The sequence below is a fragment of the Geodermatophilus sp. SYSU D00079 genome, from assembly GCF_054050635.1.
In genome coordinates this window covers 46,923-65,624 of the sequence record NZ_JBJGZS010000020.1, presented here as the reverse complement: position 1 = coordinate 65,624, position 18,702 = coordinate 46,923, and the positions used below count along the sequence as shown (strand labels likewise).

Sequence of the window (18,702 nt, the reverse complement as noted above, 5' to 3'; positions counted from 1 at the left end):
GCCGACCGCGACGGCGGTGGCCAGTGCCGTTGTCCCCCGGTGGAAGTGTGGTACTGGTCACTCCTGCCCGTCGGTGGGCCGACCCGGCGACGACCCCGGTGGTTTCCCCGGCGCGACGCGGACCGCCGGCCGCCGAGGCTCGCGGCATGACGACGACCCTGCCCGCCCCGCCGGAGGCGATCCCGCAGACCTGCGCGCTCGACGTCGGTGGCATGACCTGTGCCTCGTGCGTCGGCCGCGTGGAGAAGGCGCTGCGGAGGCTCGACGGCGTCCTCGACGCGCGGGTGAACCTGGCGACCGAGACCGCCGCGGTGGACTTCGACCCGGCCGTGGTCACCCCGGCCCGCATGGCCGAGGCGGTCGCGGCGGCCGGCTACACCGCGACCCCGCAGGGGCCCCCGGCGGAGGGCGCGGCGCCGCTCGAGGAGGAGCCCCACGGGCCGGACGACGGGCGCGGACTGCGCCGGCGCTGGCAGGTCGCCCTCACCGCGGGGCTCGGGCTGATGGTGCTCATGTACGTGCCGTTGCCGCTGGACGCGATGGACTGGCTGATGCCGGCGGTCCTGGTCGTGGCCACCGTCGTGCAGTGGTGGGCCGGGCGCGGCATCTACGCCGCCGCCTGGGCCGCGGCCCGGCACCGGTCCACGACCATGGACACCCTGGTCGCGCTCGGCACCGCCGTCGCCTACGGCTACAGCGCGTTCGTCACCCTCTGGCCGGCCGCCGCCGAGCGGTGGGGCCTGCCCCTGCACGTCTACTACGAGACCTCGCTGGTCATCGTCGCCCTGGTGCTGCTCGGCCGGGACCTGGAGGCGCGGGCCCGGAAGCGCACCACGGCCGCGATCACCGCGCTGGTCGGCCTGGCGCCCCGCACCGCCCGCGTCGTGCGCGGGGGTGCCGAGGTCGACGTCCCGGTGGGCGAGGTGGCCGTCGGCGACCTCGTCCGGGTGCGGCCCGGGGAGAAGGTGCCGGTGGACGGCGTGGTGACCGCCGGGGCCACCACCGTCGACGAGAGCATGCTGACCGGGGAGCCCGTCCCGGTGGAGAAGGCCGTCGGCGACGCGCTCATCGGCGCGACGTTCAACCGCACCGGGTCGGTGGTGCTGCGGGCCACCGCGGTCGGCGCCGACACCACGCTGGCCCAGATCGTCCGCCTGGTCGCCGACGCGCAGGGGGCGAAGGCGCCGGTGCAGCGGCTGGTCGACCGGGTGTCGGCGGTGTTCGTCCCCGCGGTCCTCGTCGCGGCGGTCGCCACGTTCGCCGTGTGGGCGCTGGCCGGCCCCGACACCGGGCGGCTGACGATGGCGATCGGCACCACCATCGCCGTCCTGATCATCGCCTGCCCGTGCGCGCTCGGGCTGGCCACGCCGACCGCGGTCATGGTCGGCACCGGCCGGGCCGCCGAGCTCGGCATCCTCATCGGCGACGGCCGGGCCCTCGAGCAGGCCCGCCGGCTGACCGCGGTGGTCCTCGACAAGACCGGCACGATCACCCGCGGCCAGCCCGCGGTCACCGGCGTCACCACCCGCGGCGGCCGGTCGTCCGACGAGGTGCTCGCGCTGGTCGCGGCCGCCGAGACCGGCAGCGAGCACCCGCTGGGCGAGGCGCTGGTCGCGGCCGCCCGCGAGCGCGGCCTGGACCTGCCCGCGGTCACGGCCTTCGAGGCGCTGCCCGGGTACGGGATCGTGGCCACCGTCGGCGGCCGCACCGTGCACGTCGGCAACCGGGACCTCGTCGGCGACCCGGCCGACCTCGCCGCGGCGGCCGACGCCGCCGCCCGCGACGGCGCCACCCCCGTGTACGTCGCCGTCGACGGCGAGCCGGTGGCGGTGCTCGCCGTCGCCGACCCGGTCAAGCCCGGGTCGGCCGAGGCGGTCGCCCAGCTGCGCGCGCTCGGGCTGGAGGTCTGGATGCTGACCGGCGACACCGAGGCCACCGCCCGCGCGATCGCGGCGCAGGTGGGCATCGACTCGGTCCGCGCCGAGGTCCGGCCGGCCCAGAAGGCCGAGGCGGTCGCCGCGCTGCAGGCCGAGGGGCACGCGGTCGCGATGTGCGGCGACGGCATCAACGACGCCCCGGCGCTGGCGCAGGCCGATCTCGGCATCGCCGTCGGCACCGGCACCGACGTCGCGGTCGCCGCCTCCGACGTCACCCTCGTCGGCGGCGACCTGCGCGGCATCGTGGCCGCGGTCGCCCTGTCCCGCCGCACGGTCACGACGATCCGCCAGGGCCTGGGATGGGCCTTCGGCTACAACCTGCTGCTCGTCCCCGTCGCGGCCGGCGCGCTGTACTGGTGGGACGGGCTGCTGCTCGACCCGGTGCTCGCGGCCGCCGCGATGGCGATGAGCTCGGTCAGCGTGGTCGCCAACGCGCTGCGGCTGCGCGGGTTCCGGCGGCCGACCGGGGTCGCCGAGGTGCTGCGCCCGTCGCTGCGCGGCCGGCTCGGGCAGTACGCGTTCCTCGCCGGTGTGGCGGTCCTGGCGCTGGCGGTCGGCGCCGGGCTCACCGCGCTCAGCCGCACCGACGCCGCGCAGCGCGGGATGAACGGCGTCCTCGCCTGGACCCAGTCCACCGGCATGCCGATGCGCCCGGCGATGAGCACGATGATGACCGCCGAGATCGAGCCCACGTCGTCGGTGGACGCCGGGGTCGACGTGCGGCTCGACGTCCCGGCCGGCCTGCGGCCCGGGCAGCCGGCGCGGGTCGTCGTCCGGCTGGTCGACGTCGGCACGGGGGAACCGGTGGCCGACCTCAGCCGCAGCCACGAGGTGTGGGCGCACCTCATCGCCACCCGCACCGACCTCGGCACCTTCGCCCACGTCCACCCCGAGCCGACCGGCCGCCCCGGGGAGCTCGCCGTCGACCTCACGTTCCCCACGGCGGGCACCTACCGGGTCGACACCGAGTTCCGGCGCCAGGGCGAGATGGGCGACGTCCACGACGTCGCGTACCTGACCGTCGGCGGCACGGCGCCGGCCCCCGCCGCCGTGACGCCGGGCCCGCGCAGCCAGGTCGTGGACGGCGTCCGGGTCGAGCTCTCCGGCGACGCGGTGGCGGGGGAGACCAGCGAGTTGGCGTTCACGTTCACCGACGCCCGCACCGGCCGCCCGGTCGAGGACCTGCAGCCGTACCTGGCCGCCGCCGGGCACGTGGTGGTCATGCGCGGGGACGGGACCACGTTCGCCCACGAGCACGCCGACGTGGAGGACGCCGACGGCGACCCGGTGTTCGCCCTGCCCGGCCAGCGGTTCGGGCCCGAGCTCGACGTGCACGCCGAGTTCGCCACCCCGGGCGTGTACCGGCTGTGGGGGCAGTTCCGGACCGCCGACGGCGACGTGCTCACGGTGCCGTTCACCGTCGAGGCCCGCTGAGCTCCCCGGCACGACCCGTCGACCACGGGGTCGTCGCTGCCGGACACGCCCGCACCGGCGGGGTCCGGGGGCGACGACCCCATGATCGACTCGGGGGAGGCGATCTAGTCTCGACCGCGTGCTGCAGGGCAGGGAGCGCGAGCGGGCCGCCGTCGCCGCGCTGCTCGCCGACGCCGCCGCCGGGCGGGGTGGCGCGCTGGTGCTGCGCGGCCAGCCCGGCGTCGGGAAGTCCGCACTGCTGGCCGACACCGTCGCCCGCGCGGCCGGCGCGACGGTGCTGCGGACCCAGGGCATCGAGTCGGAGTCGCCCCTGGCCTTCGCCGCACTCCAGCGGCTGCTGCGCCCGGTGGCGGCCTGCGTCGACCGGCTGCCGCACCCCCAGGCGCAGGCGCTGCGCACCGCGTTCGGGGAGGCCGCCGGGGGCGAGGCCGACCGGTTCCTCGCGTTCCTCGGCGCGCTGAACCTCCTGGCCGAGGCTGCCGAGGCGGCGCCGGTGCTGGCGGTGGTCGACGACGCGCACTGGCTGGACGAGGCGTCGGCGGCGGCGCTGCAGTTCGTCGCGCGGCGGCTGCAGAACGAGCGGGTCGCGCTCCTGTTCGGCGCCCGCACCGGCGACGTCCGGACCTTCGACACCGGCGACCTCCCCACCCTCGAGCTCGGGGGCGTCGACGCCGCCGCCGCGGGCGCGCTGCTCAGCGACCGGGCGGGGGTGCCGGTGCCACCGGAGGTGCGTGACGCGCTCCTGGCCGGGACGGGGGCCAACCCGCTGGCGCTGGTGGAGCTGGCCGAGGCGCTGACCGCCGACCAGCTCTCCGGCGCCGCGCCGCTGCCCGAGCGGCTGCCGCTCACCCAGGGGGTGGAGCGGGCGTTCCTCGACCGCTGCCGGCGGCTGCCCGAGCAGGCGCAGTCGGTGCTGCTGGTCGCCGCGGCCGACGACTCCGGCCGGGCGGCGGTGGTCCGGCAGGCGGCGCACGAGCTCGGCATGGGCGAGGACGCGCTGGAGGCGGCCGAGCGGTCCGGGCTGCTGCGGGTGGAGGGCGCCACCGTCGAGCTGCGCCACCCGCTGGTGCGCTCCGCGGTCTACGGCGCCGCGACCAGCTCCGGACGGCGGCGGGTGCACCGGGCGCTGGCCGCCGCGCTCCGCGGCCCCGACGACGCCGACCGACGCGCCTGGCACCTGGCCGCATCGGTGGAGGAACCGGACGACGACGTCGTCGCGGCCCTGGACGCCGCCGCCGTGCGCGCCGTGGCGCGGGGCGGGCACGAGGCCGCCTCCGCCGCCTGGGAGCGGGCCGCGGAGCTGACGCCCGAGGGTGAGGACCGGGCCCGGCGGCTGTGCCGGGCCGCGCACTCGGCCTGGCTGACCGCCCAGCAGGTGCGGGGCCGGGCGCTGGCCGACGCGGGCCTGGCGCTGGCCACCGACCCGGGGCTGCGTGCCGAGCTGCGCCGGCTGCGCGCCCACCTGGAGTTCCACGGCGCCTCGCAGGACGAGGCGCACCGCATGGTGCTGGAGGCCGCCGCCGAGGTCGCGCCGCACGACCGCCGGCAGGCCGGGGACCTGGCGATGCTGGGCGCCGCGCTGGCGGCGTCCGGCGCCCGGTCGGACAGCCGGGTCGACCCGACCGGGCTGCTGCCCCCCGCCGGCCCCGAGGCGCCCGCCCGCGACCGCTGCCTGGTCGCCCTGGTGCACGGACTGCACGCGGTGCCCGACCGCGACTGGCGGCGGTCGACCCCGTGCCTGCGGGCGGCCGTCGAGCTGGCCGACCGGCTCGACGGGCGCACCGACGAGGACCTGCTGATCAACCTCGGCGTGGCGGCCTGGTTCCTCGGGGACGACGAGCTGGCGCTGCGCCTGCAGGACCGGCTGCTCCGCGAGGCGCGGGAGACCGGCGGCCTGGTCACGACCGTGCACGCGCTGACCCGGAGGAACATCCCCGAGCTGGCCACCGGCCGGTGGGCGGCGGCCGCGACCGGGGCCGGCGAGGCGCTCACCCTGGCCGAGAACTCCGGGCAGCCGGTGCTCGCCGCCTGGCCCACGGCCGTGCTCGCCGTCCTCGCGGCGCTGCGCGGCGAGACCGCCCGGGCCACGGAGCACCTGGCGGCGGTCGAGGCCATCGCGGCGGAGCACGCGCTGGGCATCGTCACCGAGCTCGTCACCGACCTCAGCCGCTGGGCCCGCGGCCTGCTCGACGCCGCCGACCCGGCCGCCGCGCTGGCCCCGTGGGCGCGGATCGGCTCGCTGGCGCCCGGCCAGCTGGCCGCGCCCGACCGGATCGAGGCGGCCGTCCGCGCCGGGCGGGCCGACGCCGCGCGGGAGTGGGTGGCGGAGCTGGCCTCCTTCGCGGAGGGCACCGGCGCACCCTGGGCGGTCGCCCTCGCCGAGCACGGCCGGGCGGTCCTGGCCGACGGCGAGTCGGCCGATCAGCACTTCCGCGCCGCCCTGGCCGCGCACGAGCACTCGCCGCGGCTGCCGGCGCGGGCCCGCACCCAGCTGGCCTACGGCCGTTTCCTGCGCCGCTCCCGCAGGCGGGTCGACGCCCGCCCGCACCTGCGCGCCGCCCTCGGGACCTTCGAGGAGCTCGGCGCCGCGCCCTGGGCCGAGCTCGCCCGCCAGGAGCTGCGCGCCTCGGGGGAGACCGCGCGCCGGCGGGACGTCGTCGAGGCCCCGGCGCTCACGCCGCAGGAGCTCCAGGTGGCCGCGCTGGTGCGGCAGGGCCTGTCCAACCGGGACGCCGCCGCCCGGCTGTTCGTCAGCCCGCGGACGGTCGACTTCCACCTGCGCAACGTCTTCGCCAAGCTCGGGGTGGCCAGCCGCACCGAACTGGCCGCGCTCCCGATGGACTGAGGAGGCCGTCGTGGGCACGATCCGGCCCCCGCGACCGGGAGCACGACAGCGCGCTCGTGCTGCGCGAGCACCTGCTCGCCCGGCTGGCCGGGAACTCTTCCGCCAACGACTCTGAGTCCTAGAATCCCGGTGTGGACGCCGACCGGGCCGCGCAGGTCGCCGCCGTGGCCGCCCTCGCCGAGCCCACCCGGCGCCGGCTCTACGACCACGTGGTGCGCCAGCCCGGGCCGGTGAGCCGGGACGACGCGGCCGGCGCGCTGGGCGTCCCCCGCCCGACGACGGCCTTCCACCTCGACCGCCTGGTGGCCGACGGGCTGCTCGAGGTCTCCTTCGAGCGGCGCACCGGCCGGTCCGGACCGGGGGCGGGCCGCCCCGCGAAGCTGTACCGGCGGGCGGGCTGCGCGGTCGAGGTCTCCTTCCCCGAGCGCCGCTACGACCTGGCCGGCGAGCTGCTGGCCGGCGCGCTCGAGGAGGCCGACGCCTCGGGCGAGCCGCCACGGCAGGTGCTCGGCCGCAGGGCCCGCGCCCGCGGCCGGGAGCTCGGTGCGTCCGCGGGGGGCGCGGCGGGCGACCCCCGCGCCCGCGTGGTGGCGGCCCTGGAGGACGCAGGCTTCGAGCCGCGGGCCGAGGACGGCGCGACCACGCTGGCCAACTGCCCCTTCCACGCCCTCGCCCGCGAGCACACCGCGCTGGTGTGCGGCATGAACCTGCAGCTGCTGGAGGGGCTGCTGGAGGCGGTGCCCGGCACCGGGTGGGACGCCCGGCCGGCGCCCGGCCCGGACCGCTGCTGCGTCCGCCTCGAGCCGTAGCCGGGAGGTGTTGACAGGACCGTGACCCGGGTCTCTACTTCTAGCCAGCATTGGTTTTAGAAGGAGGTCCGCCATGGCGATCCGGCGCAGGGGGGCCTCCCGGTGAGCGAGCTCGCGGCCGCCACCGGCCGCAGCGGCCACCTGCGCGCGGTCCGTCCCCGCACCGCCGTCGACCTGCCCGCCGCCGAGGAGGCGGTCACCGCCCTGCTCCGGGCCCTGGGCAAGGACCCCTCGTCCCCGCACCTGGCGGAGACGCCGCGGCGGGTCGCGGAGTCCTTCGCCGAGCTGCTGACCGGCCGCCCCTTCGACCTGACGACCTTCGCCGACGAGGGCTACGACGAGCTGGTCATCGCCAGGGACATCCCCGTGCAGTCGCTGTGCGAGCACCACCTGCTCCCGTTCTCCGGGGTCGCGCACATCGGCTACCTGCCGGCCGGCCGCATCCTCGGGCTGTCCAAGCTGGCCCGCGTCCTGGAGCTGTTCGCCCGCGACCTGCAGGTGCAGGAGCGGCTGACCCAGCAGGTCGCCGACTGGCTGCAGGAGCACCTGGCCCCCCGCGGTGTCGGCGTGGTCGTCGAGGCCGAGCACCTGTGCATGTCCCTGCGCGGCGTCCGCGCGCCCGGCGCCCGCACCGTCACCTCGGCGCTGCACGGCGTCCTCCGCTCCGACGCCCGCTCCCGCGCCGAGTTCTTCGCCCTGACCGGAACCACCGCCTGACCCGTCCGGAGGTCGCCATGCCCGCGTCGGACCCGTTCGTGATCGTCGGTGCCGGGCTGGCCGGCGCCAAGGCCGCCCAGACGCTGCGGGAGGAGGGGTTCGACGGGCCGGTCGTGCTGCTCGGCGCCGAGCCCGAGCGCCCCTACGAGCGGCCCCCGCTGTCCAAGGGGTACCTCCTCGGCAACGCCGAGCGCGGCGAGGCCTTCGTCCACGACGAGGACTGGTACGCCGCGCACGACGTCGAGCTGCGGACCGGTGTCCAGGCGACCGGGTTGGACGTGGCCGGCCACCGCGTCCGGCTCGACACGGGCGAGGACGTGCCCTACGCCCGGCTGCTGCTGGCCACCGGGTCCGCCCCGCGGCGGCTGCCGGTCCCCGGCGCCGACCTCGACGGCGTCCGGTACCTGCGCACCCTCGCCGACGCCGACCGGCTGCGGGCCGACCTCGCCGGCGGCGGACGGCGGGTGCTCGTCGTCGGGGCCGGCTGGATCGGCATGGAGGTCGCCGCGGCCGCGCGCACCCTCGGCAACGACGTCACCGTGGTCGAGCCGCAGCCCTCCCCGCTGTTCGGCGTCCTCGGCCGGGAGCTCGGCGGGGTCTTCGCCCGGCTGCACCGCGACCACGGCGTCGACCTGTCCACCGACACCGCGGTCCGGGAGCTGCGCGGCAGCGGCGGCCGGGTCACCTCCGTGGTCACCGACCGGCACGCGGGGTTGCCGGCCGACCTCGTGGTGGTGGGCGTCGGCGCCGCGCCACGGACGGAGCTCGCCGCCGCGGCCGGGCTCGAGGTGGCCGACGGCGTGGTCACCGACGAACGGCTGCGCACCTCGGCACCCGACGTGTTCGCCGCCGGGGACGTCGCCGGGTCCTTCGCCCCCTTCTACGGCCGGCACGTGCGGGTGGAGCACTGGGCCAACGCCCTGAACGGCGGGCCGGCGGCTGCCCGCTCGATGCTGGGCCAGGACGCCGTGTACGACCGGCTGCCCTACTTCTTCACCGACCAGTACGACCTCGGGATGGAGTACTCGGGACTGGCCTCGCCCGAGGACGCCGTGGTGTGCCGGGGCGCTCCCGAGGACGGCGCGTTCACCGCCTTCTGGACCTCCGGGGGCCGGGTGACCGCGGCGATGACGGTGGACGTGTGGGACCTCACCGAGCCGGTGCAGGAGCTCATCCGGTCCCGGCGCCCGGTCGACCCGGCCCGGCTGGCCGACCCCGGCGTCCCCCTGGCCGAGGTGGGCGCAGCGGCGGGCTGAGCGCGACACGACGACGATCCCGGGGCCCCGACCCGTGTGTCCGCCGCCGGCAGGGGGCAGGCTGGACACGACGTCACACCCCGGAAACGACTGGACGCGAACATGCCGAGCATGGACCGACAGCAGGAGTTCGTCCTGCGCACCCTGGAAGAGCGCGACATCCGCTTCGTGCGGCTGTGGTTCACCGACGTGTCGGGCTACCTCAAGGCGGTGGCCGTCGCACCGGCCGAGATCGAGGCGGCCTTCGCCGAGGGCATCGGCTTCGACGGCTCGGCCATCGAGGGCTTCGCCCGCGTCTACGAGTCCGACATGCTGGCCAAGCCCGACCCGGGCACCTTCCAGGTGATGCCGGCTGCCAAGGGCGAGCCGAGCGACACCGCGCGGATGTTCTGCGACCTCACGCTGCCCGACGGCTCGCCGTCCTGGGCCGACCCCCGGCACGTGCTGCGCCGGACCCTGTCCAAGGCCGCGGACATGGGCTTCACCTTCTACACCCACCCCGAGGTGGAGTTCTTCCTGCTCAAGGACCTCCCCACCGACGGCAGCCCGCCGCAGCCGGCCGACAACGGCGGCTACTTCGACCTGTCGACCCACAACGTCGCCCACGACTTCCGGCGCGAGGCGGTGTTCGCGCTGGAGGCGATGGGCATCTCGGTGGAGTTCAGCCACCACGAGGTCGCCCCCGGCCAGCAGGAGATCGACCTGCGCTACGCCGACGCGCTGTCGATGGCCGACAACATCATGACCCTGCGGCACGTCGTCCGGGAGGTGGCGCTGGCCCAGGGCGTGCACGCCACGTTCATGCCCAAGCCGTTCACCGACCTGGCCGGCTCGGCGATGCACACCCACCTGTCGCTGTTCGAGGGCGACCGCAACGCCTTCCACGACCCGGCCGACCCGATGAAGCTGTCGACGACCGGCCGGCAGTTCATCGCCGGCCTGCTCGCCCACGCCAAGGAGTACACGGCCGTCACCAACCAGACGGTGAACTCCTACCGGCGGCTGCTGGCCGGCACCGAGGCGCCGACGGCCGCGACCTGGGGCCGGGCCAACCGCTCGGCGCTGGTGCGGCTGCCCTCGTACAAGCCGAGCAAGGCGCAGTCGGCGCGGGTCGAGGTGCGCTCCCCGGACTCCGCGTGCAACCCCTACCTCACCTTCGCCATCCTGCTGGCCGCCGGGCTGCGTGGCATCGAGAAGGGCTACGAGCTCCCGCCGGAGGCCGAGGACGACGTCTGGTCGCTCACCGACACCGAGCGGCGCGCCGCCGGCTACGAGGACCTCCCGGTCTCCCTCGGTGAGGCCCTCACCGCGATGCAGGGCAGCGAACTGGTCGCCGAGACCCTCGGCGAGCACGTGTTCCAGTTCTTCCTGCGCAACAAGTGGGCCGAGTTCAACGCCTACCGGCAGAACGTCACCCCGTGGGAGCTCACCCGCTACCTGCCGGGCCTGTGAACGGTCGCCGAGGGGCGTTGACGGCCGTCTCCGCCCCTCGGCTCGGGGCTGACTACGCTCGTCCGGTGGCCCGCCTGCTCGTCGTCGTCCCGCACGAGACCGACCCGCCCGCCCGCCTCGCCGAGTGGCTGCGCGAGGCCGGGCTCGAGCTCGACGAGCGCCACCTGGGCACCGGCGACGAGCTGCCCGAGACGCTCGCCGCCGTCGACGGGCTGCTGGTGCTCGGCGGCCCGCAGTCGGCCATGGACGACGAGGAGACCAGCCCGGAGCTGGTCGGGGTCCGCCGGCTCCTGGCCGAGGCCCTGCAGGCCGACGTCCCCACGCTGGCGGTCTGCCTCGGCGCGCAGCTGCTGGCCGAGGTCGGCGGCGGACGGGTGCGCACGGGCGTCGAGGGCCCCGAGGTCGGCGCCCTGCTGGTCGCCAAGCGCGACGCCGCGGACGCCGACCCGCTGTTCCGGCCGCTGCCGCTGAGCCCCGACGTCATCCAGTTCCACCACGACGAGATCGCCGAGCTGCCGGCCGGCGCCACGCTGCTGGCGAGCAGCCCGGTGTACCCGCACCAGGCCTTCCGCGTCGGCCGGCACGTCTACGGGGTCCAGTTCCACATCGAGACGACGCCGGAGATCGTCGCCGAGTGGGCGCAGCGCGACGTGGTCGGCGTGGCGGCCAGCGGTCTGGACCGGGAGACCATCTGCGCCCGGTCGGCCGCGGTGCACCCGGACCTGGCGGAGGTGTGGGCGCCGTTCGCCGGCCGCTTCGCCGACCTGGTGCGCGCCCGCGCCCGCGCGGCGGCCTGAGCGCCGTGACGACGAGCGACGCGACGGAGGTGCCGCGCCGGGCCGTGGTGCGGCTGGTCCGGTTCGGGTTCCTGGACGGCGAGCGGGCCGCCCGGCTGCTGTCCGAGCCGGCCATGGGGCTGTGGGACCTCGAGCGCAACGAGCCCGCCGACCCCGAGGCCGGCCCCGTGGTGTCGGCGCTCGCGCGCACCGGCGACCCCGACCTCGCCGTCCGGTCGCTGCGCCGGCTCGTGGAGTCCCTGGACCGGGAGGACCCCGCCGGCGGCTCGGCCGCCGCGCTGCTGGCCCGCCTGCGCGGCTCGGCGGCGCTGCGGGCCCGGCTGCTGGCGGTGCTGGGCGCCAGCTCCGGCCTCGCCGACCACCTGGCCGCGCACCCCGGTGACTGGACGGTGCTGGACTCCGACGGCCGCGGCCCGTCCCGGCCCACCCCGCAGGCGCTGGAGCGGCAGATGCTGATCGCCGTCGGCGCCGACCCCGACGACCCGCCGTGGGGCGTGCGCCTGGGCAAGGCCGCGCCCGACGCGAGCCCGCAGCGCATCGGCGAGCTGCGGCTGGCCTACCGGCGGGCGATCCTCTCCCTCGCCGGGCGGGACCTGGGCGAGGGCCTCACCGCCGACGAGGTCGCCGCGGAGCTGGCCGACATCGCCGCCGCCGTCCTCACCGCCGGGCTGGCCCTGGCCGTCGCCGAGCAGCCGGCCGACGCCGCGGCCTGCCGGCTGGCGGTCATCGCGCTGGGCAAGACCGGCGGTCGCGAGCTGAACTACGTCAGCGACGTCGACGTGGTCTTCGTCGGCGAGCCGGTCGACCCCGCCGAGGCCGAGACCGGGGCGATCCGCAGCGCCACCCGGGTGGCCGCCGCGCTCATGCGCATCTGCCGGGAGGCCGCCTGGGAGGTCGACGCCGCCCTGCGCCCCGAGGGCAAGGCCGGCGCGCTGGTGCGCACCCTCGCCGGGCACGCCGCTTACTACGCGCAGTGGGCGAGCACCTGGGAGTTCCAGGCGCTGCTGAAGATGCGCCCGGTCGCCGGCGACCCGGACCTCGGCCGCTCCTACGTCGAGGAGCTGTGGCCGCTGGTGTGGAAGGCCGGCGACCGGCCTGGTTTCGTCGCCGAGGTGCAGGCCATGCGCCGCCGGGTGCTGGAGAACATCCCCCCGGCGCAGGCCGAGCGCGAGCTCAAGCTGGGTCGCGGTGGGCTGCGCGACGTCGAGTTCGCCGTCCAGCTGCTGCAGCTCGTGCACGGCCGGGTCGACCCGTCGCTGCGGGTGGGCGGCACGGTGCCGGCGCTGATGGCGCTGTCGGCCGGCGGCTACGTCGGCCGGGACGACGCCGCCACCCTGATCGCCTCCTACCGGTTCCTGCGCACCGTCGAGCACCGGCTGCAGCTGCTGCGGCTGCGGCGCACCCACCTGCTGCCCACCGACGAGCAGCAGCTGCGCTGGCTGGCCCGCTCGCTGGGGTACAAGCCCGACCACCGGGGGGAGGCCGTCGACGTCCTGGACGCCGAGCTGGCCCTGCACACCCGCGAGGTCCGCCGGCTGCACGAGAAGCTCTTCTACCGGCCGCTGCTCTCGGCGGTGGCGCGGGTGCCCGGCGACGCCGCGCAGCTGGGTTCGAAGGCGGCCGGCGACTGGCTGCGCGCGCTCGGCTTCGCCGACCCCGACGGCGCCCTGCGGCACATGGGCGCCCTCACCGGCGGGGTGTCCCGGTCGGCGTCGATGCAGAAGTACCTGCTGCCGGTGGTGCTGCAGACCCTCGCCGACAGCGCCGACCCCGACGCCGGGCTGCTGGCCTACCGCAAGGTCAGCGAGGCCCTCGGCGGCAACCAGTGGTACCTGCGGCTGCTGCGCGACGAGGGGCAGGTCGCCGAGCGGCTGGCGCAGCTGCTCGGCTCCAGCCAGTACGTCGCCTCGCTGCTGACCCGCACCCCCGAGGCGCTGCGGATCCTCGCCGACGACGCCGAGCTGCAGCCGCGCAGCGCCGCGACCCTGGCCGGGGCGTGGCGGCAGGCCTCGGCGCGGGCGGCCGACCCGCAGGACGGCGTCCGGGTGCTGCGCGGGCTGCGCCGCTCCGAGCTGCTCCGGGTCGCCGCCGCGGACCTGCTGGGGATGCTCGACGTGCAGCAGGTCGGGCAGGCGCTCACCGACATCGCCGTCGCCACGCTGCAGGTGGGCCTCGACGCCGCGATCCGCGTGCACGCCGCGGAGGCCGGCACCGACCCGGCCGACGTGCCCACCGACGTGGCGGTCATCGGCATGGGCCGGCTCGGCGGTGGCGAGATGGGCTACGGCTCCGACGCCGACGTCCTGTTCGTGCACCGGCCCCGGGAGGGGGCCGAGGACGCCAGGGCCACCGCCGCGGCCAACGCGATCGCGCACACCCTGCGCCGGCTGCTCGGTGAGCCGGCGCCCGACCCCGCCTTCGAGGTCGACGCGGACCTGCGGCCGGAGGGCCGGCAGGGCGCGCTGGTGCGCAGCCTGGACTCCTACCGCGAGTACTACCAGCGCTGGATGTCGGTCTGGGAGGTGCAGGCGCTGCTGCGCGCGGTCCCGGTCGCCGGCGACGAGGCCCTCGGGACGGCGTTCGTGGAGCTGGTCGACCCGATCCGGTACCCCGCCGACGGGCTGACCGCCGAGCAGGTCGCCGAGATCCGCCGGATCAAGGCGCGTGTCGAGCGGGAGCGGCTGCCCCGCGGCGCGGACCCCGCCACGCACACCAAGCTCGGCCGCGGGGGGCTGGCCGACGTCGAGTGGACCGTCCAGCTGCTGCAGCTGCAGCACGCCGCCGAGGTGCCCGCGCTGCGGCTGCCCTCGACGGTCGGTGCCCTGGTGGCGCTGCGGGAGGCCGGCCTGCTGGGCGCCGACGACGCCGACGCCCTGCGGACGGCGTGGGAGCTGGCCTGCCGGGCGCGCAACGCGGTGTTCCTGGTCCGCGGCCGGCCCAGCGACCAGCTGCCGCGGCCGGGGACGGAGCTGGCCGGGGTGGCCCGCGCCAGCGGCTACGGCCCCGACGCCGATCCCGGGCAGTTCCTCGACGACTACGGCCGCGCGACGCGGCACGCGCGGGCGGTCGTCGACGCGGTCTTCTACGGCCGGCCGGCCGGGGGCTGAGGGACGGAGGTCCCTGGTCGCCGACTGCGGACCGGAGCAGCCTGGTCACCATCCGCACCGCGGTCGTGGGGAGCACGGGGGCGTGGATGCGGCCGCACGGAGGAGAGCTGGTGCCCGCCACCTTGACCCGGTCCCTGTTCGCGGAGTTCCTCGGCACCGCGCTGCTGGTGTTCATCGCCGTCGGCTCGGCCGTCGCCGGCATCGAGCAGCTGGGCCCCACCGGCGTCGCGCTGGCCTTCGGCCTGGTGCTGCTCGCCCTCGCCTACGCCATCGGCCCGGTCTCGGGCTGCCACATCAACCCGGCGGTGACCCTCGGCGTCCTGCTGTCGCGGGGGATGACGCTGCCCGAGGCCGTCGGCTACTGGGTGGCCCAGTTCGCCGGCGGCATCGCGGGGGCGGCGCTGCTGCGGCTGCTGGCCAGCGACTTCGGCGGCGTCACCGACCAGACCGGGGCGCTGGGCAGCAACGACTACGGGGCCACGATCAGCGCTGGGGGCGCCTTCGTCCTCGAGGCGCTGCTCACCGCCGCGTTCGTCCTGGTCATCCTGCTGGTGACCGGCAAGACCGCCACGCCCGGCTTCGCGGGCCTCGCGATCGGCCTGACCCTCACCGCCGTCCACCTGGTGGCCATCCCGCTGACCGGCACGTCGGTCAACCCCGCGCGCTCCCTGGGCCCGGCGCTGTTCGCCGGAGGGGACCCGTTGTCCCACGTGTGGCTGTTCGTCGTCGCCCCGCTGGTGGGCGCGGTCCTGGCCGTCCTCGCGGCGCGGGCGTTCACGGTGCCGCTGGCACCGGAGGAGGCGGGGACGGAGGAGGGTGCCGCGGTGGACCGGACCGGGGTGGAGCTGCCCGCGGAGACGGCGTCGTCGACACGTACGCCGTCCGGGTCCGAGCGGTCCGAGCGGGGGCGCCGGGAGTGAGGGCCGCGGTGGTTGCCCCCTCCGGACGAGCAGGCGGACCATGGGGCCACGGGGGCAGGCGCACCGACCCGGAGGAGTGAGCGTGATGTCAGACCCCGCCCGCCGCACGCCGGAGCGGCCGTTCGTCGACATGTCCCCGGCGGAGAAGCTGATGTGCGAGTGGGAGGCCCGCCACGACGTGGCCGCCCGAGGCGGCCGGTTCGACCCCGCGGCGGCACTCCTGCACCACCTGAGCTCCACCCGCCGGGAGGAGATCATGCACCACCACGAGCACCCCGAGCGCCGGGCGCGCCAGCGCCAGGCGCGGGAGGCGTTCGCCGCGGAGCACCCGCTCCTGGCGTCGTGGGTGCGGTGGGGCGAGGACCCGCGCTGACCGGTTCCCCGGGTGGGTGACCCGGGTGTGACGCCCGGCCGGGCGGGGCAGGGGAGCGGGGTGCCGCAGCCCCTGCCCGCCCGACCCGACCCGACCCAGCCGGACGACGACGTCCCGGCCCGCGGCGACGGCGCCACCATCACCCCGTACCGGGACGGCCCGCTGATCGTGCGCGGCGACTTCCGGCTGGTCGACCAGGACGGCGTGGAGATCGACCCCGGTCGCGACACGGTGGCGCTGTGCCGCTGCGGGCGGTCCGGCATCAAGCCGTTCTGCGACGGCACGCACAAGCGTGCCGGCTTCACCGCGCCGAGCGCGCCGGCCCGACCCCGGCCGGCCGCGCGCATCGGGCGCGCGGGCCGGCCGGGGTAGCCCGCGGGTTCAGCCGCGGGCGTCGAACGCCTTGGCCATCCGCTCCTGCTCCTCCAGCACCTCGCCGATGCGGGCCTGGACGGCGTCGAGCTGACCGATCACCTCGCTGGTGGCGTGGATGCCGGCCGACACCGACGCGGTGCTGGTCTGGATGCCGGTGATCTGGGTGGCCACCCGCTGCGTGGCCGCTGCGGTCTCGCGGGCGAGGTCCTTGACCTCCCCGGCGACGACGGCGAACCCGCGGCCCAGCTCCCCGGCGCGCGCGGCCTCGATGGTCGCGTTGAGCGCCAGCAGGTTGGTCTGGTCGGCGATCGAGGAGATGATCCGGATGACGTCGCTGACCGACGCCGACGCCCGGCCCAGGGCCTCCACCTCCTCGGTCATCGACGACGCCTTGCCGACGGCGCTCTCGGCCACCCGGCCGGCGTCCGCCGCGGCGTCCCGCAGGCGGGCCACGGTCTCCAGCAGCTCGCGGGAGTTGGCGGCGTCGGCCTCGGCCCGGCGGAGGATGTCCAACCGCTGCGACACCAGCTGCTGCACGTTGCGCAGCGCCGAGGCCCGCGACGCCGACAGGTCGATGGTCTCGGTGACGAAGAAGTCCATCGTCCCGATGACCTGGCCGTCGGCCATGATCGGGAAGCACACGCCCGAGCGGACGCCGGCCCGCTGCGCAGCGGGAGCGCGGACGCAGTCGGTGACCTCGGCTAGGTCGCGGACGAAGACCAGGTCCCGCGCGCGCCAGGCCCGCCCGGAGAGCCCGACGCCCTCGGCGAAGCTGGCGCTGAGGGTCACCCGGCGGAACTCCTCGCCGGCGGAGCCGGACTCCACGCTGAAGCGGAGCACGTTCTCCTGCGGGTCCAGGGCCCAGAACGAGCCGTAGGCCCAGCCGAACGCCGTCCGCACCGTCTCCAGCGCGGTCCGCAGGGCCGAGGCCTGGTCGTGGGCCTGGCCGACCTGACCGACGACGGTGGTCACCGCCTCGCGGTCGTCGAGGGTCTCCTTGAGCTGGGCGGCGGCCAGCGCCTGGCGGCGGGCGTGCGCCGCGACCCGCGAGATCGCCCGCCACTTCTCCGCCCGGCCGCCGAAGAAGGGCAGCTCCCCGCGGGTGTAGTACTCCTGGACGGCGATCACGCGGCCGTCCTCGACGATGGGCAGGAAGCAGCCGCGGGTCGCCCCGGCCGCCGCGGCGGTGGTCCAGCGCAGGCAGCTGCTGGCCCGGCTGGACCCGTCGCACAGCACCTCGCGCTGCTCGCGGACCGCCTGGCCACCGAAGCCGTCGCGGCTGGTCATCACGTCGTCGGCCGCCCAGCGGCGCGACATCGCGGGCACCAGCTCGCCGAGCTGCGCCTCCAGCCGGAACCCGCCGTCGGCCGGCAGCCACACCGCGCCGTAGGCCATGTCCAGGGCGTCGACCAGGGCGGTGACCACCTTGACGTGGGCGTCGGTCTCACTGGTGACGCCCTGGTCGAGGACGTCGAGCACCTTCTCCAGCGCCTCGACGTCGCGGGGCATCGCGACGGGGGCCACGCCCGTGGAGGGGGGCTGGGGGTCGGTGCGCCGCCACATGGGAGTCCTCCGTGGTCCGGGCCGGGTGCGGCCGCAGCCGCCCGGGGGTGTCCCGGTTGACTTCGGCAGCGCACAACCGGAATCCAGTCGGGGCGCCCCCGGGTTCAGGCGGCGAGGGCCCCCTGTCCGCGCAGCCCCGAGCGGCCGGCCTCCCAGGCCGCCAGCAGGTGGCGCGCCGCCAGCCCGTCGACGGCCAGCGCGCAGGCGGCGCCGAACAGGACGTCGCCGGCCAGGTGCGGCTCCTCGTCGACCAGCGAGCCGCACATGTCCACCGACGCGATCTGCTCGTGCACGGCGTCGGCCTCGACGTGCTCGTCGTAGAAGACGCGGGTGGCCTCGCCGTACCCGAGGCGCCGCAGGCCGGCCGAGTAGCGGCGGGAGGGCTCCGAGGAGGTCATCTCCACCGCGGTGAGGTGGCCCAGCGCGGCGCCGCGCCACCGCCGGTGCAGGCCGAACAGCGACATCGTGTTCACCGAGGCGAACGCGCAGGCCGGCGCGTCGTCCCACAGCGCGCCGTACGTGGCGTCGAGGTCGAGGTCGCGCAGCAGGCCCGCGAACAGCTCGCTGTGCATGCGGGCGGGCGCCCCGCCGCCGTACTCGTCGGCCTGGATCTCCACCATGGCCGCCTTGGCCCGGCCGCTGAGCCGGGGGACGGCGAAGGTGTGCGGGTCGCCCTCCTTGAGGTGGTACACCGACCGCAGGGTCAGGTACTCCCGCCACTGGGTCAGGGAGCCGGAACGGGCCAGGTACGACGACAGCGACGGGCTGTCGTCGGCGGCGATGAGCTCGGTGAGCTGCCGGTCGATCGGCTCGCCGGTGGCCTGCGGGTCGCCGACGAGCCCGCGCAGCGCCGTGGTGTGCCGGCGCTCGAGGTGCGCACGCAGGGTGAGCAGCGCGGGGTCCCACTCCCAGGCCTCGTCGACGCCGTCGAAGCCGCGGTAGTGCAGCTCGTAGCAGACGGCGAGGGCCAGCTGGAGGTCCTCGTCGGCGAGGGGGTCGGCCGAGGCGTCCGCGGTGCGGGCGGCCAGCTGGACGGTGCCGTCGGAGAGGGCGCCGGCACGCAGGTCGGCGGACAGGCCGGCGGTGAGCGGGCCCCGGGGCGCGGGCAGGTGCATGG

General features: G+C 76.7%; 13 protein-coding genes. 11 read left to right on the top strand and 2 right to left on the bottom strand.

The window, feature by feature from the left end; all coding sequences use genetic code 11:
* The first annotated feature begins 146 nt into the window (after positions 1 to 146).
* From ACI79E_RS16005 to ACI79E_RS15955, 11 genes are all read left to right on the top strand, one after another.
* Entirely contained in the window at positions 147 to 3,371 is a 3,225-nt protein-coding gene (locus tag ACI79E_RS16005) for a heavy metal translocating P-type ATPase (RefSeq protein WP_456933557.1), read from the top strand.
* Positions 3,372 to 3,489: 118 nt separating this feature from the next.
* Complete coding sequence (locus ACI79E_RS16000) at positions 3,490 to 6,216, top strand: AAA family ATPase (RefSeq protein WP_456933556.1); 2,727 nt, start codon at positions 3,490 to 3,492, stop codon at positions 6,214 to 6,216.
* 131 nt (positions 6,217 to 6,347) lie between these two features.
* Positions 6,348 to 7,025 carry a helix-turn-helix transcriptional regulator gene (locus ACI79E_RS15995; RefSeq protein WP_456933555.1) on the top strand — a complete coding sequence of 226 codons (678 nt, stop codon included), beginning with the start codon at positions 6,348 to 6,350 and terminating at the stop codon, positions 7,023 to 7,025.
* Between the two features lie 102 nt (positions 7,026 to 7,127).
* Positions 7,128 to 7,742, top strand: a complete 615-nt coding sequence (gene folE, locus ACI79E_RS15990) for a GTP cyclohydrolase I FolE (RefSeq protein WP_456933554.1) — start codon at positions 7,128 to 7,130, stop codon at positions 7,740 to 7,742.
* 17 nt (positions 7,743 to 7,759) lie between these two features.
* Positions 7,760 to 8,998, top strand: a complete 1,239-nt coding sequence (locus ACI79E_RS15985; protein ID WP_456933553.1) for an NAD(P)/FAD-dependent oxidoreductase — start codon at positions 7,760 to 7,762, stop codon at positions 8,996 to 8,998.
* Positions 8,999 to 9,109: 111 nt separating this feature from the next.
* A complete protein-coding gene (gene glnA / locus ACI79E_RS15980; RefSeq protein WP_456933552.1) occupies positions 9,110 to 10,450 on the top strand; it encodes a type I glutamate--ammonia ligase in 1,341 nt (446 codons plus the stop codon).
* Positions 10,451 to 10,515: 65 nt separating this feature from the next.
* Positions 10,516 to 11,247: a type 1 glutamine amidotransferase gene (locus ACI79E_RS15975; RefSeq protein ID WP_456933551.1), complete on the top strand. Its 732-nt coding sequence runs from the start codon at positions 10,516 to 10,518 to the stop codon at positions 11,245 to 11,247.
* Positions 11,248 to 11,252: 5 nt separating this feature from the next.
* Positions 11,253 to 14,354 (top strand): bifunctional [glutamine synthetase] adenylyltransferase/[glutamine synthetase]-adenylyl-L-tyrosine phosphorylase, encoded by a 3,102-nt coding sequence (locus ACI79E_RS15970; RefSeq protein ID WP_456933550.1) that lies wholly within the window; start codon positions 11,253 to 11,255, stop codon positions 14,352 to 14,354.
* A gap of 110 nt (positions 14,355 to 14,464) precedes the next feature.
* Positions 14,465 to 15,274, top strand: a complete 810-nt coding sequence (locus tag ACI79E_RS15965; RefSeq protein ID WP_456933549.1) for an MIP/aquaporin family protein — start codon at positions 14,465 to 14,467, stop codon at positions 15,272 to 15,274.
* An 85-nt stretch (positions 15,275 to 15,359) separates the two neighbouring features.
* Positions 15,360 to 15,647: a hypothetical protein gene (locus tag ACI79E_RS15960; RefSeq protein ID WP_456933548.1), complete on the top strand. Its 288-nt coding sequence runs from the start codon at positions 15,360 to 15,362 to the stop codon at positions 15,645 to 15,647.
* Between the two features lie 60 nt (positions 15,648 to 15,707).
* Positions 15,708 to 16,019 carry a CDGSH iron-sulfur domain-containing protein gene (locus ACI79E_RS15955; protein WP_456933547.1) on the top strand — a complete coding sequence of 104 codons (312 nt, stop codon included), beginning with the start codon at positions 15,708 to 15,710 and terminating at the stop codon, positions 16,017 to 16,019.
* Between the two features lie 9 nt (positions 16,020 to 16,028).
* Here the strand turns inward: ACI79E_RS15955 and ACI79E_RS15950 are convergent, their stop codons facing one another.
* Both ACI79E_RS15950 and ACI79E_RS15945 read right to left on the bottom strand, forming a co-directional pair.
* Positions 16,029 to 17,585 carry a methyl-accepting chemotaxis protein gene (locus ACI79E_RS15950; protein ID WP_456933546.1) on the bottom strand — a complete coding sequence of 519 codons (1,557 nt, stop codon included), beginning with the start codon at positions 17,583 to 17,585 and terminating at the stop codon, positions 16,029 to 16,031.
* A gap of 104 nt (positions 17,586 to 17,689) precedes the next feature.
* Positions 17,690 to 18,700 (bottom strand): iron-containing redox enzyme family protein, encoded by a 1,011-nt coding sequence (locus tag ACI79E_RS15945; RefSeq protein WP_456933545.1) that lies wholly within the window; start codon positions 18,698 to 18,700, stop codon positions 17,690 to 17,692.
* Between the last annotated feature and the right edge of the window lie 2 nt (positions 18,701 to 18,702).

Coding starts and splice junctions, on each gene's coding strand:
- ACI79E_RS16005 (WP_456933557.1), top strand. CDS start 147: ATGACGACGACCCTGCCCGCCCCGCCGGAGGCGATCCCGCAGACCTGC.
- ACI79E_RS15985 (WP_456933553.1), top strand. CDS start 7,760: ATGCCCGCGTCGGACCCGTTCGTGATCGTCGGTGCCGGGCTGGCCGGC.
- glnA (WP_456933552.1), top strand. CDS start 9,110: ATGGACCGACAGCAGGAGTTCGTCCTGCGCACCCTGGAAGAGCGCGAC.
- ACI79E_RS15960 (WP_456933548.1), top strand. CDS start 15,360: ATGTCAGACCCCGCCCGCCGCACGCCGGAGCGGCCGTTCGTCGACATG.
- ACI79E_RS15950 (WP_456933546.1), bottom strand. CDS start 17,585: ATGTGGCGGCGCACCGACCCCCAGCCCCCCTCCACGGGCGTGGCCCCC.
- ACI79E_RS15945 (WP_456933545.1), bottom strand. CDS start 18,700: ATGCACCTGCCCGCGCCCCGGGGCCCGCTCACCGCCGGCCTGTCCGCC.